This is a genomic window from Novosphingobium sp. NFX11 (genome assembly GCF_057376415.1).
This window is the reverse complement of sequence record NZ_CP080384.1, coordinates 2,728,271-2,750,164: the sequence shown is the minus strand read 5'-3', so window position 1 is coordinate 2,750,164 and position 21,894 is coordinate 2,728,271. Positions and strand designations below refer to the sequence as shown.

The window sequence follows — 21,894 nt, the reverse complement described above, 5'->3', positions numbered from 1 at the left end:
AGAGCCACCGGTCGTTGCAAAACCATCGGGTTTCAACATTTTAACCTGTGAATTCGGCAGATAAGGCTGCATCCATGATTCTTTGCGGACACTCGATCACTCAAACGACACCTTTATTCGCGATTGCGGGACCATGTGTCATCGAAAGCGAGGAAACGACGCTTTTCGTCGCCGAAACGCTTGCCGCTGTAGCCCGACGCCTTGGCATTCTGCTGATATTCAAGAGCTCGTTCGACAAGGCCAACCGCAGTTCGGACAAGTCATTCCGGGGACTCGGCATGGACGAGGGCCTTCGCATCCTCGAAAAGGTTCGTGCCTCAACCGGCCTGCCGGTGATCACCGATGTCCATGAACCCGGGCAAGTCGCGGCCGTGGCGCAAGTGGTCGATGTGCTTCAGACCCCTGCATTTCTGGCCCGTCAGACCGATTTCATCGCGTCGGTGGCGGTCTCAGGCAAGCCAGTAAACATCAAGAAGGCGCAGTTCATGGCGCCCGCAGACATGAAACAGGTCGTAGCCAAGGCGCGCAATGCGGCGATGGCGGCGGGGCATGAGCCGGACGCTTTTCTCTTGTGCGAGCGCGGGACTTCATTTGGTTACAACACGCTGGTTTCCGACATGCGGGGCCTTTCGATCATGGCTGACACTGGATGTCCTGTCGTATTCGACGCGACTCATTCCGTGCAGCAGCCGGGCGGCCTTGGAGAACGTTCGGGCGGTCAGCGCGAATACGTGCCGCTATTGGCGCGCGCGGCGGTGGCTGCGGGTGTCGCGGGCGTGTTCATGGAGACTCACCCCGATCCGGATGCGGCGTTGTCAGATGGGCCAAACGCCCTGCCGCTCGACCAGTTCGAGGGATTGTGGACCCGGCTGCTGGCGATTGACTCGGTGGTGAAGGGCTAGCTTCCGCGCGTACCGGCTACCAGGATCGGAGAAAGGCCATGTGTCTTTCGGGTTGCATCTGTGCGCGGGTTGGCGCAACTCCTGCATCATGTCCGTCAAAGACCGGAATATGACTATCGGCAAGGTGCTGTTCGCTCCGATTTGGGCGCTTCAATTGTTCACCGGCGCAAAAAGCTTTCTGGATAACCCTCTCATCGGATCGCGTCGCCTCAATGCGCGAGGCTTGCATCTGGCGCGCGTGAAGCTGGCAGCGCGGCTTTGCGCATGGCGACGGCGACGGCTTGCCGGAAAGGTCCCGCCCGAATGGCGCGAAGCGTTCGACCGCGACGGCTTCGTGGTAATACCCGAGATCGTTCCGGCGCTTGAATTCCCGGCTTTGCGTGCTGCGCTTCTGGCCTACCGCGCCCCTGCGCGCGAAATGCGGCAGGGGGACGCTATCACCCGCCGTATGGCGATCGACCCGGCCATGCTTGCTGCGATTCCGGCCCTTCGCACGCTGCTGGAGCGCGCGGACGTGGTGGCGCTATTCCATTACGTCGCCGGTTTCCGTACCACCCCGCTACATTACATCCAGACTATTGTGAGCCACGATGGCGGGAACGAAGCCGATCCGCAGGAGACTCTCCACGCCGACAGCTTTCATTCCTCGCTGAAAGCATGGCTATTCCTCAACCCCGTGGCCGAGGACGAGGGGCCGTTTACTTTCGTGCGCGGATCGCATCGCTTTACCCGCGAGCGATTAGCCTGGGAACATGATCGCTCGCTGAGCGATTTGCGTGAGATCGACAGGCTTTCCGCGCGTGGCTCACCTCGTGTGTCCGAGCGTGAACGCACGGCGATGCGCCTGCCTGCACCCGAAGGGCTGGCAGTGGGCGGCAACACGCTGGTGGTCGCCGATACTGTGGGCTTCCACGCTCGGGGCGCCTCGGCGCGACCCGGGGAACGGGTGGAGATATGGTCCTACGCCCGGCGCAATCCATTCCTGCCGTGGCTTGGCGGCGACCTTCTGAGCCTGCCGGGTATTGCCGAGCGCCGCGTGAACTGGCTTTGGGCGGTGCGCGACAGGCTCGCCGCTTATATTGGACAGCCATGGCTGCCGGTCGGCACGCGCACGCCGGTGGAAAAGCGCACCGACGAACTTCAGACTTGAATTCCCTGCCGGACTGCGGCGGCAATCGGCGTCGTAAGAGCCCAGCTGGCTTGACCGACGATCCGGCCGGCGCTTCTCGCACGGCTATGGTGATTTGAATTTATGATTTGCCTCCGGCAGCTGCGTCAACGTCAATCGGTTGTCGGAAGGGCTTTGGGGTATGCAGGATGTACTGTGGCCATTGCATTTATTTGCCAGTCGAACTCATATCTCTGACGTACGAGATTTTCGAAACCGTCGAAGATCAATTCCTCTGCCGGAAGAGAGCTACCGTTGAATCGCAGGTAGCGCAGATGCTTCACAGGCGCATCCGCCAGTCTGCCTGGAATGATTGCACGCCCCTGATCAGTAACAGGCCCCATCTTTGATGCCTCCTGTGCCTGCTGAAGCGCCAGATAGCGCTCCGCCGACCCCGGCTGAATCTCATCCAGCAGTTGCGAATAGGTAATGCGGCTTGGACTATCGAGTGAGATCACTTCGTAGTCCTCCAAAGGCATGACGAGAAAATCTTCCTGCGATCGGAAATGCGGATCCAGATAGACATCCGGGACATTGGCCAACGTCTTCACGAAGATGCGGAAGGTCATGTCGTCGGCGGACAATTCTCCGACGTCGCAGATGGCCTGCGTGATAGTGGATTCGGGATATAATACGAACTTGGACAGGAAGCCGCTCAATACACGTCTGGCGGGATCGCGGGCGATGAATACCCGCCGCGCGGCGCCCGAGATTTGCGACTTGCGCTTGACCATCGCGTAGTGGGAGAAATTGTGCAACCGGCTGGTTTCCCCGGCGAAAAGGACATCCAGATGGGGGTTGCCGGCCATGAGCAATGCCTGCTTCATGGCCGAGCACCCGCACTTAGGAGGCGCACAGAAAACGGTTCGGCTCGGCTCGTGCCAATAATGATAGCCAATGCCGAATTCACCGTAAATCATGCCATGTCTCCTGATCGCGATTATCCGCTCACTTCAAGAGCATAGTGATAGTCGTACACGTGATCTGCATAATTGGCTGCATTTTGGACGTAATTTTCCAACGCCCTGCGATCGGGCAAATCTGCCATGAAGTCACGCGCGAAATTGCTGAGCGTGGATCCGGTCTGCTGACTGATTTCCCAATGTACGTTGGCAGCCCGGTCGAAGGACTTTCCACCCATCATGAACGTGCGTGAGGCCTGCAGGAAAGGAGCCTGCAACTGCGGATGGATCAGCGAGTAGGACCAGCTCAGGCAGTCGAGCGTAAAAAGGTCAAACAGAATGAAATGATCGCGCGAAGCCCTGCGGTTGCGCAGGAAGTTCTCTATCGTCACCAGCATCTGGAAAGTTCCGAAGTGGCGTGTGTCGGATGCCTTAACGTCCTGCCCGGGGCGATCTTTGCGGTAATAATAACCGCGAGCGTTCGCGTAGGAAACGCCGCCGTTCAGGTAGAGTGACAGGAACTGGAATTCCATGTCGTCATAGGCCTTGATCCGCTCGGGGAAAAAGAGGTTGTTCTGGCGCAGCCATTCCGTCCGGTAGAGACGCCGCCAGATCGCCGGCTGCCGTCGCAGCAGCCCCCACATGTTCGTGTCGTAGCCGATCAGTCCCTTCGTGGCAGCCTGCTCGCTGTAGAACTCGACATTGTCTGTAACTTCGCCGGTAATGCTGCTGTAATCGGCAAAGCCGACCTCGGCAATGTTAGTCGCCTCGGCATACATCGCCTCGCTAAGCAGCGGCAAGAAACTTTCTTCGACAAAATCGTCGCCGTCAATAAGCGTGATGAAGCTGCCCTGTGCGATCTCCAGGCCGAGATTGCGGGCCGAGGCGCAGCCGCCATTCGGCTTGTCGATCACGCGGGTGTGCGCCATCCGGGAAATCCTCTCCAGGGAATGGAGCGTCTCGGTCTGCGTCGCGCCGTCGTTAATGACAAGGATTTCGGTGGGTCGATCGATCGACCTGATAATCGATTCCACGCAAGGCTCGGCCAGGTCGCCGATGTTGTAGACCGGGATTACGACAGAAATGAGCGGGTTGGCTCCCGCCGGGCGGATGGCCGGTGCCCAGATGGCCTTGGTCCGCGTCGCGCGCTGGGCGGCAGCCGTCCGGTACAGGACGCCCGATTCTGCATCGCGGACACACCCGATCGACAGCTGGTCGAGCAGGGGCGAGAGGACGGGGTGATCCTCGGCGGCGAAATCGACCTTCCACACCTCACCCAGAAGCACGTCGGTGTGGGCGAGCAATTCGCTTGCCAGTTCGAGGAACATGCCGGGGGCCACGATCTTCAGGATCGCTATCCGGGTATCGGCACCGAACGGCAGATCGGCAATGCCCGTGCCGGCGATCGGCACCGTGCCCGCGGAACTATCGGGCTGGACCGTGCGGAAGATGTTGTCCTTGTAGGTGTGAAGGTGCGTCGAAGACGACGACCAGCTACCCGGCAGGACGGCTTGATTGACCAGTTCGACATTGGTGATGCCCAGCGCGGCAACGGCTTCAACGGCTGTCTGGAACAGCTTGGGGTCCGGCTCGAAGGCCCAGACCTTCTTCCCGGGGTGCAGTAGCGCCGCCATTACGGCGAAGAGACCGCAACCTGCGCCGATATCGACGATCAGGCCGTCCTGCGGTGCAGGCATCAGGATCACCGGCCGATAAGTCGACAGGAATCGTCCAGCGGCGTCAGAGATAACCGGGCGCAGCCAGTCGGTGCGCGCGAGGGTTCGGTAATAGGCTACCGCACGTTCGCCAACAGGCGATACCCGCATGGTTTGCGACAGGGTGTCGAGCCGACGCCAGATTTCGCCGCCGTCGTCGGCGATATCCAGCGACTTCAGTCCCAGGCTGCGAAGATTGGCGCCCATGTTGCGGGCCAGCTTCTGAATCTTGGAGGTCATGGTCGAGCCCTTATGCGTAGATCTGGCCGAGATGGCCGCGGTCGCCACGGATGAGGGCGTTCACCAGATCATCGAAACGTTCGAGAGTCTTGCGCCGGGCGACATCGCCCAGCACCTCTGCGACGGGGGGATTGCAGGACATCTGCCGGAATACTCGGCCGACGCGATCGGCAAACTCGTCCACGTCACTGATGCCGACCGTATTGATCGACCATTCGATCATGCGGCCGAACGCGCATTTTAGCGCAGCAAACGCAAACTGACGCTCGATATCCAGTGTTCGGAGCTGACGGTCGATCTCGCGGTCTGCGATCGCGCCTTCCTGCCCGCGGCGCCGGATCAGGGCGTCGTGATGCTTTTCGAAATAGTGGCCGTAGATCGATAGCAGACCGGAGAGGTTGCCGACGATGTCGCCCTTGAGCTTGGGGGTCATCGTCACGCGGGTCGATCGTTCGGTGGTGTTGTAGAAGTGGGTGACGACGTTGGCACCCACCACACGGCCAAGTTCCACGGTCATGCGGGCGATCATATAGAGATCTTCGTATTTGCGCCCGATCGGGAACAGGTACTTGTTGACCGTTTCCAACTTGAAATACTTGTTGCCGATCTGCGGTTCGAGAACCAGCGGCAGGAACCGGGTGTGGCCGGTAAATTCCTTGACGACGTCGCCCTTGAAGAGACGCCGGAAATAATCCTCGTCGTAGAACGGCGAGAATGTGTAGCGATCATCGATCAGGGTCGAGGCCGTGAACAGATATTCGGGATCGTGTTCCTCAATCAGCTTTTTGACAATAACGCCCCAGCCCACCGGCTTGATGTCGTCGGCGTCGAGGAACGTGACATAGTCCGCGCTGCAGAACCTCAGGCCGCGGTTGCGCGAATGAGACAGGCCGCAGTTCGCCGTATTACGGATGAGAACGATGTCCTGATGATAGGTCTTCAATTCCTCGACCAGGGCCGCAGCATGGGCGGCCTCCGCAGGGCGGGATGCATCATCGACGATGACGATCCGCTTCAGAAGGTTTGCACCTTCAGCGCCGCAGACAATCGAAAGAATTGCTTCCCGCAAAAATTCGGAATCGTTGTGTGTAGTCAGCACCACGTCCATGGAAACGCTCATGGTGAATTTATTTACCCCCGAAATACAGCACCAAAAGAGATAGCATACGACACAATACGCACGGCTCGAGCCATTAAGCGCATGGTCCGGAACTTGTATATAGCGCGGGTCGCGGGATGGTGTCCCGGATCAGCAAGAAAAGCGATGTCATGTATCTGACATTTTTCGGTCATGTCGGTTCATCCGTCGAACGCATGCCATCCCTCGCCATTGCAGGCGATGAAGGCGCGGTACTTGCCGCCGCCGGTGCTCACAGGCTGATGCCAGGCGGTTATCGGGGTGAGCGCATCGGTTATGTAGGCCATCGTGCCGGTATGACGCTCGTCGCAGGCGGGCAGGGTGACGAACTGCGTAGGCCGCAGGCGCACGGCATCCACGTCAGCGGCGCCCGCGACATGCATTGCACCATCCCGGGCGATGCGCGCCACTTCGCGCCCGGTAGCGTAGATGTTGACGACGCCCGGTTCTGGGTTACCGATCCCTGTTTCGGCATCGCCCCAGAACCCGTAGACCGGATCTATGGATGAGTGACCTTCGCTCACGTTGATGCGGGCGCCACCGGCGGTACTGCCGACTTTGAAGGCGGCGAATGACGTGCCGCTCTGCTGCGCCCCGATCGTCAGCGGGAACGGTGGTGCATGGGACTTGTCGTAAGTTGCTGGCGGATCATAGCCGAAGATCGACCCGATCCCGACATTGCCATTGCGGAAATACGCATTCGCCCGGCTGTCGATCAGCAGGCCCAGATGATTGCGCGATATGCCGGACCCGCCTGTACCGCCCAGCCACACGGCGAAACTGGTCGGAAGCGTGCCGCGCGATGGCGCATCATCGACAGAGAAATTGATGGTGCCGCTTGTGTTGTAAGTGGTACCATCCCAGCCATTGGCCTGAATTTCGCACAAGTCGTCACCGGCCCGGACAATAATGCCGCCCTTGCGTTTGTCTGTCTTGCGGTTCTTGTAGCAACCGTAGAATGCCGAACTCGTATCGTCCGAAAATTGCATGGCGGCGTAATTGCCGCCGACCTGCCTATCGTCCCCGCTGTTCTGGACCGATGCATATACCAGCGTTCCGTCTGCTCTCAGCGCGGCACCTTGCTGACCATGGGCGGCGGTCGAGACGGCAAATACGGCCAAGGCCGTGACTACGGCCAAAGATGCACGCATGTCGCAAATCCTTACGAAACAGGTGCTTCGCTTATCCGTGTTGCAGCGCAAATGCCATAGTTAATGCTGACGCGTCGCGCTGGTTTGCAGTGCGGCTGGTTCGTTGTCATGGCGCAGCCAGGATGCCATCTCCGCCTGGCTCGACCGGGCCTGAAACCGCCACGCCAGTATGGTCAAGGCGCATAGACATTGCAGCGTCGCGCGGCATGTCGCGATCCAGCGATACCGGTAGATGCGTTGCGGCGCTTCGTCCGGTGGAGTTTCGATGACGACCGCAGGGCGATCGGCAAGATCCGGTCGCCAGATCTCGTTGACTGGCAGTCGTCGGGGGCTGCGATCGCGGCATGGCCAAAACAGATCGGTGGCCAGCCTGCGGGCCATCGCCATGGACTTGCGTGCCCCGGTGAGCTTGCGGGTTTTCAGGGGCAACAAGTCCGATGTGGTGACTGTGGGTGCAGTTTCGCCCGTCGTCGTTGCAGCGATCAGGGCGGCATGGTCCAGGTGCGTCCACTTGGCCATTGTCCCGGCCCCGGCATTGAAGGCCTCGACTCCCATCGTCATTGCCCGGACACGGTCGTAATCGTAACGAAGCAGGTGATGGAGGAAGCCGCCGAGCAGTTTGTCGATGGCCTTGCGTCTGCCGATCCGGCGGTGAATGGCGTTGGTGAAGAGGCTGTTGCGGCGATCATAGAACATGTGCCACGGTGCCGACTTGGCGGCAAACGGCATATGCCAGACGGCCACGCCGGGCCAAGGTACTGTCGGCAGGCCCCTCCGCTTGAGCCGGTAACCGTACTCCACATCGTCGCCCCGGATGAAACAGGGCATTGGCAGGCCGGCATCGTCCATCGCCGCGGTGGGAAAGGCAAAGCACCACCAGCCATTGAAATCCGGCGTATGAAGGCGCGCCAGGAAATCCACGCCTTCCGGTTCGCCAATGTCGCAACCTTGTGGCGGCACTATGTGGCCTATGCCGAAGCTGCCGGGAACCAGATAATCTCCGGCGGTGAACAACTTGCGGCGGTCGTTGTAGTCGAACATCGCGCCGCCCAGGCACAATGGCTTGTCGGCGTAAGCCAGGATGGCCTCCATCCTTTCGACCAAATCGGCCGGCAGATCGATGTCGTCATCCATCAGCAAGACGTGGGTGATGTCGCCGGCGCCGCGATGCTCTACCATGCCGCGGGTGAAGCCGCCTGCGCCGCCGCTGTTCTCCTGATCGATGAAGCGTACGGTCCCATCTGCGTGGCCTGTCGCTCCGATCTCGTTCGGACAGGCCCGGCAAGCCGTGATTGACCACGATAATGCGGCCTTGGCCGAGCCGTCCGGCCAGCCTGGTCAGGTTCGCCTTGACGAAAGGTTCGCGGTTGAAGGTGGTTATCGCGACGCCGATCTTCACATTGCGTCGGGGCGGGGCATCGGCTTGCCATGCCAGCGTTTCAATCGCGGCGCCAGGCTGGGCGTCCACTTCGACAAGGAGGTAGCTTTCGCCCGCCTCAGGATTTGAGAGGGGGATGGTGAGCAGAAAGTCCTGCGCTGCCAAGCCCGGTTGCGCCTGCCATCGGGTGAGAACCTGCTCCTGGCCGTCCTCGGCCTGGCGCCTTACGATGCGCAACTGCATCGCCCCCGGACGCGGCCTTGCAATTGAACGCTGCGTAGTGTGGTGAACCGGTGCCAGTAACTTTCGAAGAAGGTGTCGAACAGGCCGTCCAACCGTAGTGTCGCCCCGGTTTCGGTCTCCAATCGAGGGCTGGTGTCGTCACACGACCACCGCCATCCCTTTGGGGCGACCGATACGATGCATTCCGTCGCTTCCAGAAGGCGATGCAGCTTCTTTTCCGGTACGGTTGGGCAAGGTGGGGGAGTGGCTGAGAGAAGTGTTCCATGTTCACAGATCGTTTGCACCAAGAAAGCAGTGCTTTGCTCGACGCAGTGGTTCAAGCCGGGCACTTGTAGGCCCGATAGCGCTCAGCTAAGCGGGAGACCAGAATTGATCTCAGGAGTTGCAACGGTTTGACCGTGACCAATTGTGTATATGACGTCAACGAAGAACCGGGTCTGGTGTTTTGGCGTCGGCGCGGTGCTCTCGTTGCTGCCCTGCTGATTGCAACATCGACCACCGGATGTGCATCCAACTTCTTCAGCCATGATGGTCCGCGCTATGGCAGCGTGGCGGCGGTCCCGAGCGAAGGGCGCGGGGCTTTGCTGGTCGATGTGAACGACGGCGTGGCCCGGCAAGTGAGCGTGCCTGCGGCAGGGACGAACTTCTTGGACGTGTTCGGTTCCGGCCAGGCTTACGGCGCGTTGATCGGTCCGGGTGACGTCCTGCAACTGACCATGTTCGAGGCCCCGCCTGCTGTTCTTTTCGTCACGCCTTCGATGGCGGGCGCGAGCATGGGCCTCAATGCAGGAAGTGGCCAGCGCGGAGTTGCCCTGCCGGATATGCAGGTCGATGGGCAGGGTCAGATAGAAGTTCCCTTTGCAGGGCGCATCAACGTTCTGGGCAGGACCCCTGCGCAAGTCTCGGCCGAGATCGTCCGGCGGCTGCGCGGCAAGGCGCACGAGCCGCAGGTGGTGGTCAACATCGCCAAGGGCACGTCCTCTGTCGTCACCGTCGTGGGCGAAGTGGCGGCCAGCACCCGCATGCCGTTGACTTCGCAGGGGGAGCGGTTGCTCGATGCGCTGGCTGCAGCTGGCGGTTCGCGCCAGCCTGTCGACAAAGTCAGCGTGCAGCTTATGCGCGACGGCAAAGGCGCCGAAATGCCGTTGGACGCGCTGATCGCAACGCCGGGACAGAACATTTACCTGCGGCCCGGCGACGTGGTAACTGTCAGCTATCAGCCTGCCAGCTTCACGGCGCTCGGAGCAACCGGCCGTAACGAAGAAATCAAGTTCGAGGCACGTGGCATCAGCTTGGCCCAGGCGTTGGGGCGAATGGGCGGCCTACGGGACGACCGGGCCAATCCGCGCGGCGTCTTCATCTTCCGCCTGGAAAAGCCGGAAGCGCTTGGCAGCCTGGCCTCGACCGGGGTAACGGTTGATGCCGACGGTCGGGTTCCGGTCATCTACCGGGTGGACCTTCGCGATCCCGTTTCCTTCTTTGCCGCGCAACATTTTGCCATGAAGGATCGCGACGTCGTGTACGTGACCAACGCGCCCGTTGCCGACCTTCAGAAATTCGTGAACATCATCGGCGCTGCAGTGTATCCGATCGTGACGGTCAAGGCCGCAGGTTTCTGATGTCCTTTTGCCTAATGCGGCCGACCATCGCCTTTCTCGGGAAAATTTGACCAGTCTATGGAAGACAAGCTGAAGCCGCTCGTGAAGAAGGCCAGGGGCTGGGCCCCTTGTTTCACCTGTGCGTGACCCTGCCCACTGTGATCGCGCTGCTGTATTTTGGCGTTTTTGCGAGTGACGTCTACGTCTCCGAATCGCGGTTCATCGTGCGCAGTCCCAACAAGCCCGAACCCAGCGGCTTCGGCGTGCTGCTGAAGACGGTAGGCTTTTCGAGCGGCAGCGGGGACGAGGTCTTCGCCGCGAACGACTATCTGGCCTCGCGGGACGCGATGCGCGAGTTGAACCGCAATGGCGCGCTGGCCAAGTCCTACGGCTCCCACGATGTGGCCATGTTCGATCGCTTCGATCCGCTGGGTTATGATCATTCGTTCGAGGCGCTATATCGTTACGCGGGCAAAAAGGTCGGCGTACAGTATGAGACATCGACCTCGATCACGACGTTGACCGTGCGTGCCTTTAATCCGGAAGATGCCCGCCGGTTCAATGCCGGCCTGCTGGAACAGGCGGAAAAGCTGGTGAACCAGCTCAACCAGCGCGCGCGCACCGATTTGCTCGACGTGGCGCAACGGGAGGTCGAGCGCTCGCGCTCGCAGGCACGCCAGGCGTCAGAAGCGCTGGCTGCCTATCGCGACCGCGTCGGCATCGTGGATCCCGAAAAGCAGGCCGAAGTGCAGATCCAGATGGTATCGAAGCTGCAGGACCAGTTGATCGCTTCGCGCATCCAACTTCAGCAATTGCGCACCCTGGCACCCGGCAGCTCGGAAATCGCTCCGCTGCAGGATCGCATTGGGGGCTGCAGAAGTCGATCGATGCCGAGATGCAGCGCGCTGCTGGCGGCAAGGGCTCGCTCTCCCGCGCTGCGGTCGAATATCAGCGGTTGCTGTTCGACGAGCAGTTCTCCGGCAAGCAGTTGACCGCTTCCCTCAGCGCGTTGGAGGAAGCCCGCCTCGAAGGTCTGCGTAAACAGGCCTATGTCGAGAGGATCGTCGAGCCGAACTTGTCTGACGATGCTTCCGAGCCACACCGCTTTCGTGGCATTTTCGCCGCATTCGCGCTCGGGTTGATCGCCTGGGGCATCCTTTCCATGCTGCTAGCCAGTTTGAGGGATCACGTTGAATGAGCGATCTCGCGGGCTCCTTGCGGGTAGAAGGGCGCGTTATATATGCCCTTCTCATGCGCGAGGTGCTGACCAGGTATGGTCGGCATAACATCGGCTTCCTGTGGTTGTTCGTTGAGCCGATGCTGTTCACTGCCGGCGTCGCGGCGATCTGGTCCGCGCTCAAGGCGGTGCACAGCTCCAACCTGCCGATCGTCGCGTTCGCGATCACCGGCTATTCCAGCATCCTGCTGTGGCGCAACATGACCTTCAGGTGCATGGGCTCGATCCAGCCGAACCTGTCGCTGATGTACCACCGCAACATCAAGCCCTTCGACATCTACCTGTCGCGCCTCATCCTCGAGATGGTCGGTGCGACGACCTCCTTCGCGGTGCTGTGCATTCTGTTCGGTTTCTTCACCAGTGACATTACCTGGCCGGAGAATATCGCGGAGCTGATCGGCGGATGGTTCCTGCTGGCCTGGTTCGGCATGGCGCTGGCGATCTTCCTGGGCGCTCTTTCTGAGGATTTCGAATCCATCGAGAAGCTCTGGCATCCCGGCCAGTATCTGCTGGTGCCGCTGTCGGGTGCCGCTTTCCAGGTCGATCTCGCTGCCTACCAGCGTGCAGCATCTGGCATTGCTGCTGCCCACCGTCAGCGGGCTTGAAATCGTGCGCGAGGGCTTCTTCGGGTCCAAGTTCCATGCCCACTACGATGTATTCTACACAGTCTGCTTTAACGCGGTACTGACCGTGGTGGGCCTGTTGCAGCTGCGCAAGATCAGCCGGTCGATTACGCCAGAATGATTACGCTGCGCGACATTACCAAGGTCTATCAGACACGTCGGGGCTCGCACCGGGTACTGGACAAGGTGTCGATGGTGATCGAACCAGGCGAGAAAGTCGGTGTTCTTGGCCCCAACGGTGCTGGCAAATCGACGCTGATGCGTATCGTCAGCGGCGCCGAGCAGCCCACTTCGGGCACCGTCGAACGGGAAATGAGCGTGTCCTGGCCGCTCGGCTTCGTCGGCGGCTTCCAGTCTACCCTCACCGGATACGACAACCTCAAATTCATATCGCGGGTATACGGGCACAACCACCGCGAACTGCTGCCCTATATCCAGGACTTCTCTGAGCTGGGTCACTTCCTGTTCGAGCCGGTCAAATCTTATTCGGCGGGCATGCGGGCGCGCTTGGCCTTCGCGATCTCCATGGCGATCGACTTCGATTGCCTGATTATCGACGAAGTGATCGCGGTGGGCGACCAGCGCTTCCAGGAAAAAGTCGGAATGAGCTGCTGAACAAGCGGCGGAACAAGTCGATGGTCATCATCACCCACGAAATGCACTTTATCCGCGAGAACTGCAGCGTGGTCTACGTAGTTGCCGATGGCCGACTGCTCAAATTCCCCGACATCCACGAAGGTATCGAATATCACGAGAATTCGTTCCGTCCGCTGACGTCCGGCTGACCGGAGCATGCGGGCCTGCAGTCTACAGCCCAAATTGAACCGCGACGTATTCGTCGTGCAATGATTTAGAGGAAGACAAAATGAGAGTTTGCATCGTTGGCGCGGGCTTCTCTGGCGCGACCATTGCCCGGCTGCTGGCCGAAAAGGGCATTCCCAGCCTGGTCATCGACGAACGACCTCATCTGGCGGGGAACTGCCACACCGAGCCGGATGCGGAAACGGGTGTCTTGGTTCACAAGTACGGCCCGCACATCTTCCATACCGGGATCGAGCGGGTATGGCGCTTCATCACGGCTCACGGCGAGATGATGCCCTACGTCAACCGCGTGAAGGCCAATGTCCAGGGTCAGATCTATTCGCTGCCCATCAACCTGCACACGATCAATCAGTTTTTCGGTAAGGCGTTCTCACCGGCCGAGGCGAAGGCCTTCATTGAATCGCGGGCCCGCATGGACATCGCCGACCCACAGACTTTCGAGGAGCAGGCGCAGCGTTTCGTCGGGGATGAGCTCTACGAGGCGTTCTTCAAGGGCTATACACGCAAGCAATGGGGCTGCGAGCCGAGCGAACTGCCTGCCTCCATTCTCAAGCGTTTGCCGCTGCGTTTCAACTATGACGACAACTATTTCAGCCATCCGCACCAGGGTATGCCGAAGCACGGCTACACCCCGATCGTCGAAAGCATCCTCACGCATGAACTGATCGAGGTCCGTCTCGGTGCACGGTCCGAAGACCTGACCGAAGCTTTCGCGCATACGTTTTATTCCGGTCCGCTTGACCGCTATTACAACTATGACCTGGGTCGGCTGGGATACCGCACGCTGGACTTCGTTTCCGAGCGGGCCGAAGGCGATTATCAGGGCACCGCGGTCATCAACTACCCAGACGAGCACGTTCCCTTCACGCGGATCTCTGAGCACAAGCACTTCGCGCCGTGGACCGCCGCTCAGTTCGAAAAGACCGTGGTCTTCCGCGAGTACAGCCGCGCTTGCGGCCCCGATGACATTCCTTATTACCCCATCCGGATGGTGGCCGAGACGCAGCTGCTTGAACAGTACGAGGCGCGCGCCGCGCAGGAGCACGGGGTCACTTTCGTTGGCCGACTCGGCACTTATCAATATCTGGACATGGATGTGACGATCGATCGCGCCATGGACGTCGCAGAGGCCTATCTCGCAAAGCAGGTTCAGGAAGCCTGACGCCTTTCGAGCCGTTGCTCTTCAGGTGCGCCATAAGGAGCATTCAAGTGAGTATTCGCCGGGACCCGGCTTTGCGCTTGGGCCTTATGTCCATAGCCTAGGGCGGTCCAATGTGACGACGCAGTATGCTGCCGGCGCGTTTGCATCGCTGTCCTCGCCGGCGGGGCCACCCGGGCGCGCAATGCGGGAAGGTCTTCGGTGACGGCGGTGACGTCGTGGACCGCATCGCCTCGCACGACGCCGAGACGGACCGGCTCATTACATCGCAGCTGATAGCGGCAGATCTTCATCGCTTCCCTTCACGCTTTTGCCGTTGGTACGAGCTTTGGCAGGCGCCTTGGCACGCAGGGCACAGGGGGAGTGCGGGGAGCCTGGCGATCGTCCAGAAATGCCCTTGGGAGTATTCCGGATGACAGCCGTGTGCCGACCGGGGATGATGGTCGCAGGTTTCCGTGTCGTGAAGGGGGATTCGTCGATGCTGCGCCGTTCATCCGTCTTGGTCGCATTGCTGCTCGCCACGCCGGCACTGAGCCAGTCGATGCCGGTTCCCAAGGGCCTCTATGGCAGGTACGCGCCGGGCGGCGACTGTGCTCGGCAGCCGCGCGTGATCGCGAGCGTGGCGGGGGTCTTCCTCGAAACGGCCGCGGGCAAGGCGGGGCCGCTCCCGGTCGATGTCTGCTACAGTTGCGCGGGCGGTGCGCGTTACGAAGGCATCCAGGTCTGGGTCATGGTAAAGTACGGCAAGGACAAGTGGGGCGGGGACAACATGCCCGTGACCATGATGTTCAATGACGGCGAGCGGCGCGGTTCACTTCTGGTCGACCACGACAATACCCTGCGTACGCCGCTCGGCATGCCGATGACGCAAGTCGTCCAGGCGCGCTCTTTCAGGTTGTGCAAGGGGGCCAAGGCTGGAGCCTGACCCTTCGACAAGCTCAGGGTGAGCGAAGGTCGTGTAAACTTCCAATCCCGCTCAGGCTGAGTTTGTCGAAGTCGTTCAGGCCACCTTGATACCGCCCGCCGGCCTCAGGCCGGCGTGATGCCCATGCAGAGGTACTTGACCTCCATGTAGTCATCGAGGCCGTAGTGCGATCCTTCGCGGCCCAGGCCCGATTGCTTGACGCCGCCGAACGGCGCGACCTCGGTGGAGATGAGGCCGGTGTTGATGCCGACCATGCCCGCTTCCAGCGCCTCTGCGACACGCCACACGCGCGACAGGTCGCGGGCGTAGAAGTAGCTGGCGAGGCCGAACTCGGTGTCGTTGGCCATACGGATGGCGTCGGCCTCGTCGGTGAAGCGGATCACGCCTGCGAGCGGCCCGAAGGTCTCCTCGCGGGCCAGCTTCATGTCGGGCTTCACGCCTGCCACAACTGTGGGGTTGAAGAAGCTGCCGCCAAGCGGATTGCGCTGGCCGCCCGCGAGCACCTTGGCGCCGCCGTCGACCGCGTCCTTGAGGTGTTCCTCGACCTTCTCGACCGCCTTTTCGTCGATCAGCGGGCCGACTTCGGTGCCTGCGTCGAGGCCGTAGCCCACCTTCATGCCGCTGACGCGCGCGGCCAGCTTGGTCACGAACTCGTCATAGACGCCGTCCTGCACGTAGAAGCGGTTGGTGCACACGCAAGTCTGGCCACCGTTGCGGAACTTCGAGATCATCGCGCCTTCGATCGCGGCATCGACATCGGCATCGTCGAACACCAGGAACGGCGCGTTGCCGCCCAGTTCCATCGAGCACTTCTTGATCGTCTCGGCGCATTCGCGCAGCAGGTCGCGGCCGATCTCGGTCGAGCCCGTGAAAGTCAGCTTGGCGACCTTGGGGCTGGCGGTCAGGGTCGAGCCGATCTGCCCTGCACTGCCGGTGACGACGTTGACGACGCCCTTGGGTATGCCCGCCATCTCGCACAGCTGCGCGATCGCCAGCGCCGAATAGGGGGTGGCCGAGGCGGGCTTGATGACGATGGTGCAGCCTGCAGCCAGCGCCGGGCCGAGCTTGCGGGTGATCATCGCATTGGGGAAGTTCCACGGCGTGATCGCAGCGACGACGCCGACGCCCTGCTTGATCACGACGATGCGGCGGTCGGCGGCATGGCCGGGGATCACGTCGCCGTAAGCGCGCTTGCCCTCTTCGGCGAACCACTCGATGAAGCTGGCGCCATAGGCGATCTCGCCTTTGCCTTCGGCGAGCGGCTTGCCCTGCTCGCGGCTGAGCAGTTCGCCCAGATCGTCCTGGTGCTGGAGCATCAGTTCGAACAGCTTGCGCATGAGCTTCGCGCGCTCACCGGCGGTCTTGGCGCGCCAGGCGGGGAGGGCGGCCTCGGCAGCGTCGATCGCGCGGGCGGTTTCGTCGGCGCCCATCTTCGGAACGGTGCCCAGCACCTTGCCGGTGCCGGGGTCGGTGACCTCGAAGGAAGCACCCGAATCCGCATCGACCCACGCGCCGTCGATGTAGCACTGCTGCTTCAGGAAATCGGTGTAGGCCATTTCGTGCGGGTTCCTCAGTTGTTGCCGGTGGAGCGTCTCGAACGGACACTCGCGGGTTCCGGCATGGTCTAGGGACGAGCCCTAGCGGTTACAAGTCGTCCGCGCCTCCTGCGACAAGCGCGAGGGTGGCGCGATTGACGCCTCTCCGCGTGTCGGCTAGTCTCTAATGCGAACAATAATTCGTTAATTCGAATAAGTTCGGGAGAGTGGGCTTGGAATACGCAGGGTATATCGGCGGCAGCTTCGTGCGCGGCGAAGGCGAGCGGTTCGAGGTGCAGAACCCGTCCGACGAATCGGTGGTCGCCGAAGTGGTCGGCGTTTCAGCAGCGCAGGCCGACGCGGCGATCGGCGCCGCGCGGCAGGCCTTCGATTCCGGCGCATGGTCGGGCCTGTCGATGACGGAGCGCGCGAAAATCATGACGCGCTTCGGGGAGGCGATGCGCAAACGGGCGGATTTCCTAAAGACATGCGCCATCGAGGAAGCGGGATGCCCGGTCTCGGCGACGGTCATGGGCGCGCAGGTCCACGCGCCGCTGCGCATGACCGACGAGATCATCGACCTGTTCCTGCGCCTTCCGCAGCAGGAGGAAAACCCCCTGCCGATCCACGAGCGGGTCAATCCGCACTTCGTCGTGCAGAGCCTCAAGCGCTGGTCGCCGCTGGGCGTGGTCTCGGCGATTTCGGCCTACAACGTGCCGTTCTATACCGCGTTCTGGAAAGTCGTTCCCGCGCTCATGGCGGGTGACACGGTGGTCCTGCGGCCCAATCCGCTGACTCCCATCTCATCCATGATATTCGCCGAAGCGGCCGAAGAAGCGGGCCTTCCGCCCGGGGTCATGAACGTGATCGTCGAGCCGGGCCTCGCGGGCGGGCTTGCGATGACCACCGATCCGCGCGTCGATATGGTCTCGTTCACCGGCTCATGCACCGTGGGGGCCAAGGTGGCCGAGCAGGCAGCGCCAACGCTCAAGCGGCTGGTGCTGGAGCTGGGAGGCAAGTCGGCGCAGATCTACCTGCCCGACGCGGTTGCGCGTGCACCCTCTGCAGCGCTCTCGGTCTGCACTTCGCACGCGGGACAGGGCTGTGTGCTGGGGACGCGGGTTTTCGTGCCGCAGGAGACCAAGGCCGAAGTCGTCGACGCCATGGCCAAATTGCTTGCGGACGTGAAGATCGGGCCGGCGAGCGATCCAGCAACCCAGCTCGGCCCGGTCATCAGCGCCGCCCAGCGCGACCGCTGCGCGCACTTCACCCAAGCTGCGGTGGAAGCGGGCGGCCGCGTGGTGTGCGGCGGCAAGCGGCCGGAGGGTATCGCCAAGGGCTTTTACTGGGAGCCAACGGTGCTCGACCTGCCGGACAATTCCAACCCCGCCGCGCAGGAGGAGATCTTCGGGCCGGTGGTCGGCGTGATCGGCTACCGTGATCTCGATCACGCGGTGGAGATGGCCAATGACAGCCGCTTCGGCCTCTCGGGCTGGGTGCACGGGGCGGACAAGGTCAAGGCGCTGGAGGTGGGTCTGAAGATCCGCAGCGGGGCGGTCAACGTCAACGGCGCGGTGATGTCGAGCTACGCCAGCGGCGGCGGCATCAAGATGAGCGGCCTCGGCCGCGAACGCGGGGTCGAGGGCCTGCGCGAATTCCAGATGATGACCACCTTCAACATCGGTGGCTGAGGGAACGGGAGCAAGGACGATGGAAGGACTGGTCCAGGGCAAAGTCGCCCTCATCACCGGCGCGGGCTCGGGTCTCGGCCGCGCGGCAGTGCTGCTGTTCTGCGAGCATGGCGCGAAGGTTGTCGCCGCCGATATCGACGGCGACAACGCCGAGGAAACCGCGGCGCTTGCAAAAGCGGCGGGCGGCGAGGCGCTGTCGGTCACCTGCAATGTCGCCGATCCGGCCAGCGTCGATGCCGCCGTGGCGCAAGCCGTGGAGCGCTTCGGGCGGCTCGACATCATCTACAACAACGCCGGCGTCACCATCAGCCCGATCCCCGGCAAGGGCCTGCGCTCACTCGTCGAATGCGAACCCGAGGAAATGAAGCGGGTCGAGGACGTCAACATCAACGGCGTCGTCTACGGCTGTCAGGCGGCTATCCGGCAGTTCGATAAGCAGCGGGAAGCGGGGTTGGGCGAGGGCGGCGTGATCGTTTCCACCGCATCCGTCGCCGGGCTGATGGGGTATGGCGGCGTGCTCTACGGCGCGACCAAGGGCGCGATCGTCCAGCTGACCCGGGCGCTCGCCATCGAGGTGGCGGACAAGGGTATTCGCGTCAACGCCGTGTGCCCGGCCGGGATGCTGACCCGTTACGCCGGCATGGACCCCGACAGCCAGCATCGCGACCGCATCCTCGAAGGGATGGGCAGGGCCCACCCGCTGGGCAAGGCGATCGACCCGCGCGATACCGCCTCGGCCGCCCTGTTCCTTGCCTCCGACCTCGCGTCCAATATCACCGGCGTGAACCTTCCCGTCGACGGTGGGCTATCCGCCGGGCGCAAGGCGGGTGGTTGAGATGGCGGCCACGATGAAGCAGGTGGTGCTGGCCGCTTACGCGAGGGGCAATCCCCGGCCCTCCGACTTCCGTGTCGAGGAGGTGCCGGTGCCTCGGCCGGGCGAGCGGGAGATCCTGCTGAAGACGCTTTACATCGCGGTGGACCCGCTGCTGCGCTTCTCGGTCGATAAGACGGTGCTGACGGGAGCGGGGCGCATGGAGCTGGGACAGCCCATGGTCGGACCGGTAGTGAGTGAGGTCGCCGCCTCGAACCATCCTGACTACGCGCCGGGCGATGTGGTGGAAGGCCGCTCGGGCTGGCAGGAATATGCGGTGCTGGCACCGGACCAGAGTGACTATCGCGGGCCACCGCGTAAGCTCGATCCCGCACTGGCGCCGGTATCGACCGCGCTCGGTGCGCTCGGAGGGCCGGGGCAGACCGCTTACGAGGGGATCGTCAATGTCGGCCGGGTCAAGGCGGGCGAGACAGTGGTGATCTCGGCGGCGGCGGGCGCTGTGGGCTCGATAGCGGGGCAGATCGTCAAAGTGCTCGGCGGCCGGGCGGTGGGCATCGCGGGCGGCGCGGCCAAGTGCGCCGCGCTGCTCGACCTCGGCTTCGACGCGGTAGCCGACTACAAGGCACCGGATTTTGCCCGGCAGCTTCAGGCGGCGATGCCGGAGGGGCGGACGTCTACCTCGACAATGTCGGCGGCGATGTGACGATGACTGTCCTGCCGCTCCTCAAGCGCGGCGCGCGCATGCCGATGTGCGGGTTCATCGCCTATTACGGGGTCGGCATGGAAGGACCCGGCCCCGACCGCCTGCCTGGCTTCTATCGCCTGATCATGAACAAGGGACTCGAGATCAGGGGCTTTGCCGGAATGCTGGCCGGACAGAAGGGTCTGGAGGATATCGCCCAGTGGATGAAGGAGGGGCGCATCCGATTTGCGCAGGCCATCGAGGAAGGCATCGAGGCGGCGCCTGCGGCCTTTTCCAGCGTGTTTTCGGGGCATGACCATGTCGGCAAGCTGCTGGTGCGGGTGGCGCCGGAGCGTGCTCCCGGGGCTTGATCGCGGGCCCGGTAGGGTGCAGCGTTCCCTGTGATGGATACGATCACGCTTCCGCCGCCGCCGCGCTGCACGGCCAATCCCGCCCCGCTGCGCACGGCGGGTTCCGTTCGGCGCACTACCAGCATCGACGTCTCGTGGCCCGATGGTCTTGACGGCCAGCGCCGCTTCATCGGCGCCGCGCGCGACTTGTGGACGCCGCTGGCCGGAGAGGACGGGCTGACCCTTGCCGAGGGGCGCTACGAAGCGCGCATGACCGAGGACAAGACGATCACCGCGATCACCGCGCAGCCCTCCAGCGATGCGATCGGGCAACTCGTCGGTGCGCGGGCGGGCGGGCATCTGCGCGGACTGCTGCGCGAGATTATGCCCGGGATGGTCGCGGCCGCGCATCCGCTCTACATCGTCCTCGACGATCTGTCCGGCACGGCGCTGGTCAGCTCCTTCGCGTGGTCGCAGTGGCATCCCGACTGGGCCGATCGCCTGCGCGACAAGCTGGGCGAGGAAAGGCACGCACAGATGATGGCGCAGCGCGTCAACGTGTGCTGGGGCTTGCAGGAGGGCAACAGCGGCATGACGGACGACGTCGATCCGGAAAAAGTCGCCAACGCGGATGCAGGCGACTTGCGCAATCCGGGCGACCCGCTCGGCTGGCATGATCTGGCCGAGGACGAAGGGCCGGGCTTTCGCCGCGCCCGGCGCATCGACGTGACACGGGACGCCGATGCGGGCGTGATCGTCATCGATTCGGCTTTCCAGGACAGCGCAAGGCGGCGCGACGGCAGCCGCGTGGCGATTCACGAGTACCGCCTTACCGCCCGCGCCGATGCAGCCACGCTGGAACTGCTCTCGCTCAAGCCGGAGGCGCGCATCCTGCCGTTCTCCGAATGCCCCGGGGCGATCGCGAACACGCAGCGACTGGTGGGCCGCAACCTTGCACAGATCCGCGAGGAGGTGCTGGCCCAGCTAAGGGGGCCGCAAGGGTGCACGCACCTGAACGATGCGCTGCGTGCGCTTGCCGACGTGCCTGCCCTTGCGGCACGGATCGAGGCCGGAGCCGGATCCGGGGTCGGGGGCTGACGCGGCTTGCCTACCGCACGAGTGTTGCGGCTTCCTCGGTCCGAGCCGGCTGCGCATCGCTGACCACGTGCTCGATCGCCTCGCGCATCGCGGTATAGAATGCACCGATGCGCGCAAAGCGTTCGGCGACCGGTGCGGCAATGTCGCGCTCGCGTTGATCGGCGAACAGGCGCACCTGCCGATCGAGCAACTGCGCCTTCTCGACGAACGGGCCACTGAACTCGGACGGCACCGAGTAGTAGATGCGGCGACTTCCCGGCTCGCCCTGCCTTCGCGCGTTGCCGCAATGCTCGAGCGTGCGTGCGGCCACGCTGGCATTGCTCTTGCTCATACCGAGATCGGCGGCGATCTCGTCGAGCGTTGCGGGTTCCTCGCGCAGAAGCAGATAGGCGTAGATGCGCCCGACCGGCCGGGGCCAGCCCCAGGGGGCCATCAACATCGCCATGGCGTCAAGAAAGGCTTCGTCCTGCTGTGACAGCTTGATGTTCGGCATATTCTGTATTTA

At 62.5% G+C, this 21,894-nt stretch carries 24 protein-coding genes; 16 read left to right on the top strand and 8 right to left on the bottom strand.

The genetic code is table 11. The features are described from left to right. The first annotated feature begins 74 nt into the window (after positions 1–74). A complete protein-coding gene (gene kdsA / locus KZO24_RS14170; RefSeq protein ID WP_486487180.1) occupies positions 75–902 on the top strand; it encodes a 3-deoxy-8-phosphooctulonate synthase in 828 nt (275 codons plus the stop codon). A 109-nt stretch (positions 903–1,011) separates the two neighbouring features. Beyond that, entirely contained in the window at positions 1,012–2,052 is a 1,041-nt protein-coding gene (locus KZO24_RS14165; protein ID WP_486486465.1) for a phytanoyl-CoA dioxygenase family protein, read from the top strand. A gap of 131 nt (positions 2,053–2,183) precedes the next feature. On the opposite strand, the gene KZO24_RS14160 is transcribed toward KZO24_RS14165, so the two are convergent. The 6 genes from KZO24_RS14160 to KZO24_RS14135 all read right to left on the bottom strand — a co-directional run bounded on the left by KZO24_RS14160 (position 2,184) and on the right by KZO24_RS14135 (position 8,837). After that, positions 2,184–2,990 (bottom strand): sulfotransferase family 2 domain-containing protein, encoded by an 807-nt coding sequence (locus KZO24_RS14160; protein ID WP_486486464.1) that lies wholly within the window; start codon positions 2,988–2,990, stop codon positions 2,184–2,186. Positions 2,991–3,010: 20 nt separating this feature from the next. Continuing rightward, positions 3,011–4,927, bottom strand: coding sequence for a glycosyltransferase (locus KZO24_RS14155; RefSeq protein WP_486486463.1), 1,917 nt, complete (start codon positions 4,925–4,927; stop codon positions 3,011–3,013). Positions 4,928–4,937: 10 nt separating this feature from the next. Then, positions 4,938–6,035 carry a glycosyltransferase family 2 protein gene (locus KZO24_RS14150; RefSeq protein ID WP_486486462.1) on the bottom strand — a complete coding sequence of 366 codons (1,098 nt, stop codon included), beginning with the start codon at positions 6,033–6,035 and terminating at the stop codon, positions 4,938–4,940. Between the two features lie 191 nt (positions 6,036–6,226). Continuing rightward, positions 6,227–7,267, bottom strand: a complete 1,041-nt coding sequence (locus KZO24_RS14145; RefSeq protein ID WP_486486461.1) for a hypothetical protein — start codon at positions 7,265–7,267, stop codon at positions 6,227–6,229. A gap of 9 nt (positions 7,268–7,276) precedes the next feature. Next, a complete protein-coding gene (locus tag KZO24_RS14140) occupies positions 7,277–8,440 on the bottom strand; it encodes a glycosyltransferase (protein WP_486487179.1) in 1,164 nt (387 codons plus the stop codon). After that, positions 8,343–8,837 (bottom strand): hypothetical protein, encoded by a 495-nt coding sequence (locus tag KZO24_RS14135; RefSeq protein WP_486486460.1) that lies wholly within the window; start codon positions 8,835–8,837, stop codon positions 8,343–8,345. The genes KZO24_RS14140 and KZO24_RS14135 overlap by 98 nt, the downstream gene beginning before the upstream one ends. 398 nt (positions 8,838–9,235) lie before the next feature. On the opposite strand from KZO24_RS14135, the gene KZO24_RS14130 reads away from it, so the two are divergent. From KZO24_RS14130 to KZO24_RS14090, 9 genes are all read left to right on the top strand, one after another. Then, a complete protein-coding gene (locus KZO24_RS14130; protein ID WP_486487178.1) occupies positions 9,236–10,456 on the top strand; it encodes a polysaccharide biosynthesis/export family protein in 1,221 nt (406 codons plus the stop codon). A 137-nt stretch (positions 10,457–10,593) separates the two neighbouring features. After that, positions 10,594–11,427: a KpsE/RkpR family capsule polysaccharide export protein gene (locus KZO24_RS14125; RefSeq protein WP_486486459.1), complete on the top strand. Its 834-nt coding sequence runs from the start codon at positions 10,594–10,596 to the stop codon at positions 11,425–11,427. After that, positions 11,391–11,633 carry a hypothetical protein gene (locus tag KZO24_RS14120; protein ID WP_486486458.1) on the top strand — a complete coding sequence of 81 codons (243 nt, stop codon included), beginning with the start codon at positions 11,391–11,393 and terminating at the stop codon, positions 11,631–11,633. Before KZO24_RS14125 ends, KZO24_RS14120 begins: the two co-directional genes overlap by 37 nt. Continuing rightward, positions 11,630–12,277, top strand: coding sequence for an ABC transporter permease (locus tag KZO24_RS14115; RefSeq protein WP_486486457.1), 648 nt, complete (start codon positions 11,630–11,632; stop codon positions 12,275–12,277). Before KZO24_RS14120 ends, KZO24_RS14115 begins: the two co-directional genes overlap by 4 nt. After that, complete coding sequence (locus KZO24_RS14110; protein WP_486486456.1) at positions 12,249–12,416, top strand: hypothetical protein; 168 nt, start codon at positions 12,249–12,251, stop codon at positions 12,414–12,416. The genes KZO24_RS14115 and KZO24_RS14110 overlap by 29 nt, the downstream gene beginning before the upstream one ends. Continuing rightward, positions 12,413–12,910, top strand: a complete 498-nt coding sequence (locus KZO24_RS14105) for an ABC transporter ATP-binding protein (RefSeq protein ID WP_486486455.1) — start codon at positions 12,413–12,415, stop codon at positions 12,908–12,910. Before KZO24_RS14110 ends, KZO24_RS14105 begins: the two co-directional genes overlap by 4 nt. A gap of 20 nt (positions 12,911–12,930) precedes the next feature. Then, entirely contained in the window at positions 12,931–13,080 is a 150-nt protein-coding gene (locus KZO24_RS14100) for a hypothetical protein (protein ID WP_486486454.1), read from the top strand. An 80-nt stretch (positions 13,081–13,160) separates the two neighbouring features. Beyond that, positions 13,161–14,279 (top strand): UDP-galactopyranose/dTDP-fucopyranose mutase family protein, encoded by a 1,119-nt coding sequence (locus KZO24_RS14095; RefSeq protein WP_486486453.1) that lies wholly within the window; start codon positions 13,161–13,163, stop codon positions 14,277–14,279. A 475-nt stretch (positions 14,280–14,754) separates the two neighbouring features. Then, on the top strand, positions 14,755–15,201 hold the full coding sequence (locus tag KZO24_RS14090) for a hypothetical protein (protein ID WP_486486452.1): 447 nt from the start codon (positions 14,755–14,757) through the stop codon (positions 15,199–15,201). 104 nt (positions 15,202–15,305) lie between these two features. Here the strand turns inward: KZO24_RS14090 and KZO24_RS14085 are convergent, their stop codons facing one another. After that, positions 15,306–16,757: an NAD-dependent succinate-semialdehyde dehydrogenase gene (locus KZO24_RS14085; protein ID WP_211150637.1), complete on the bottom strand. Its 1,452-nt coding sequence runs from the start codon at positions 16,755–16,757 to the stop codon at positions 15,306–15,308. 206 nt (positions 16,758–16,963) lie between these two features. Between KZO24_RS14085 and KZO24_RS14080 the strand changes: the two genes are divergently transcribed. The 5 genes from KZO24_RS14080 to KZO24_RS14060 are packed head-to-tail and all read left to right on the top strand — an operon-like array spanning position 16,964 to position 21,389. Continuing rightward, complete coding sequence (locus KZO24_RS14080) at positions 16,964–18,427, top strand: aldehyde dehydrogenase family protein (RefSeq protein WP_375154524.1); 1,464 nt, start codon at positions 16,964–16,966, stop codon at positions 18,425–18,427. A gap of 19 nt (positions 18,428–18,446) precedes the next feature. Further along, positions 18,447–19,262: an SDR family NAD(P)-dependent oxidoreductase gene (locus tag KZO24_RS14075; RefSeq protein ID WP_211150635.1), complete on the top strand. Its 816-nt coding sequence runs from the start codon at positions 18,447–18,449 to the stop codon at positions 19,260–19,262. A 1-nt stretch (position 19,263) separates the two neighbouring features. After that, positions 19,264–19,962 (top strand): hypothetical protein, encoded by a 699-nt coding sequence (locus KZO24_RS14070; RefSeq protein ID WP_486486451.1) that lies wholly within the window; start codon positions 19,264–19,266, stop codon positions 19,960–19,962. 2 nt (positions 19,963–19,964) lie between these two features. Next, complete coding sequence (locus tag KZO24_RS14065; RefSeq protein ID WP_486486450.1) at positions 19,965–20,312, top strand: hypothetical protein; 348 nt, start codon at positions 19,965–19,967, stop codon at positions 20,310–20,312. A gap of 33 nt (positions 20,313–20,345) precedes the next feature. Beyond that, positions 20,346–21,389, top strand: a complete 1,044-nt coding sequence (locus tag KZO24_RS14060; protein ID WP_486486449.1) for a DUF2889 domain-containing protein — start codon at positions 20,346–20,348, stop codon at positions 21,387–21,389. 10 nt (positions 21,390–21,399) lie between these two features. On the opposite strand, the gene KZO24_RS14055 is transcribed toward KZO24_RS14060, so the two are convergent. Then, on the bottom strand, positions 21,400–21,882 hold the full coding sequence (locus tag KZO24_RS14055) for a GbsR/MarR family transcriptional regulator (RefSeq protein ID WP_486486448.1): 483 nt from the start codon (positions 21,880–21,882) through the stop codon (positions 21,400–21,402). Positions 21,883–21,894 lie beyond the last annotated feature (12 nt).

Coding starts and splice junctions, on each gene's coding strand:
- KZO24_RS14150 (WP_486486462.1), bottom strand. CDS start 6,035: ATGGACGTGGTGCTGACTACACACAACGATTCCGAATTTTTGCGGGAA.
- KZO24_RS14115 (WP_486486457.1), top strand. CDS start 11,630: ATGAGCGATCTCGCGGGCTCCTTGCGGGTAGAAGGGCGCGTTATATAT.
- KZO24_RS14165 (WP_486486465.1), top strand. CDS start 1,012: ATGACTATCGGCAAGGTGCTGTTCGCTCCGATTTGGGCGCTTCAATTG.
- KZO24_RS14075 (WP_211150635.1), top strand. CDS start 18,447: ATGGAAGGACTGGTCCAGGGCAAAGTCGCCCTCATCACCGGCGCGGGC.
- KZO24_RS14135 (WP_486486460.1), bottom strand. CDS start 8,837: ATGCAGTTGCGCATCGTAAGGCGCCAGGCCGAGGACGGCCAGGAGCAG.
- KZO24_RS14060 (WP_486486449.1), top strand. CDS start 20,346: ATGGATACGATCACGCTTCCGCCGCCGCCGCGCTGCACGGCCAATCCC.
- KZO24_RS14155 (WP_486486463.1), bottom strand. CDS start 4,927: ATGACCTCCAAGATTCAGAAGCTGGCCCGCAACATGGGCGCCAATCTT.
- KZO24_RS14105 (WP_486486455.1), top strand. CDS start 12,413: ATGATTACGCTGCGCGACATTACCAAGGTCTATCAGACACGTCGGGGC.
- KZO24_RS14160 (WP_486486464.1), bottom strand. CDS start 2,990: ATGATTTACGGTGAATTCGGCATTGGCTATCATTATTGGCACGAGCCG.
- kdsA (WP_486487180.1), top strand. CDS start 75: ATGATTCTTTGCGGACACTCGATCACTCAAACGACACCTTTATTCGCG.
- KZO24_RS14090 (WP_486486452.1), top strand. CDS start 14,755: ATGCTGCGCCGTTCATCCGTCTTGGTCGCATTGCTGCTCGCCACGCCG.
- KZO24_RS14085 (WP_211150637.1), bottom strand. CDS start 16,757: ATGGCCTACACCGATTTCCTGAAGCAGCAGTGCTACATCGACGGCGCG.
- KZO24_RS14070 (WP_486486451.1), top strand. CDS start 19,264: ATGGCGGCCACGATGAAGCAGGTGGTGCTGGCCGCTTACGCGAGGGGC.
- KZO24_RS14100 (WP_486486454.1), top strand. CDS start 12,931: ATGGTCATCATCACCCACGAAATGCACTTTATCCGCGAGAACTGCAGC.
- KZO24_RS14095 (WP_486486453.1), top strand. CDS start 13,161: ATGAGAGTTTGCATCGTTGGCGCGGGCTTCTCTGGCGCGACCATTGCC.
- KZO24_RS14055 (WP_486486448.1), bottom strand. CDS start 21,882: ATGCCGAACATCAAGCTGTCACAGCAGGACGAAGCCTTTCTTGACGCC.
- KZO24_RS14065 (WP_486486450.1), top strand. CDS start 19,965: ATGACTGTCCTGCCGCTCCTCAAGCGCGGCGCGCGCATGCCGATGTGC.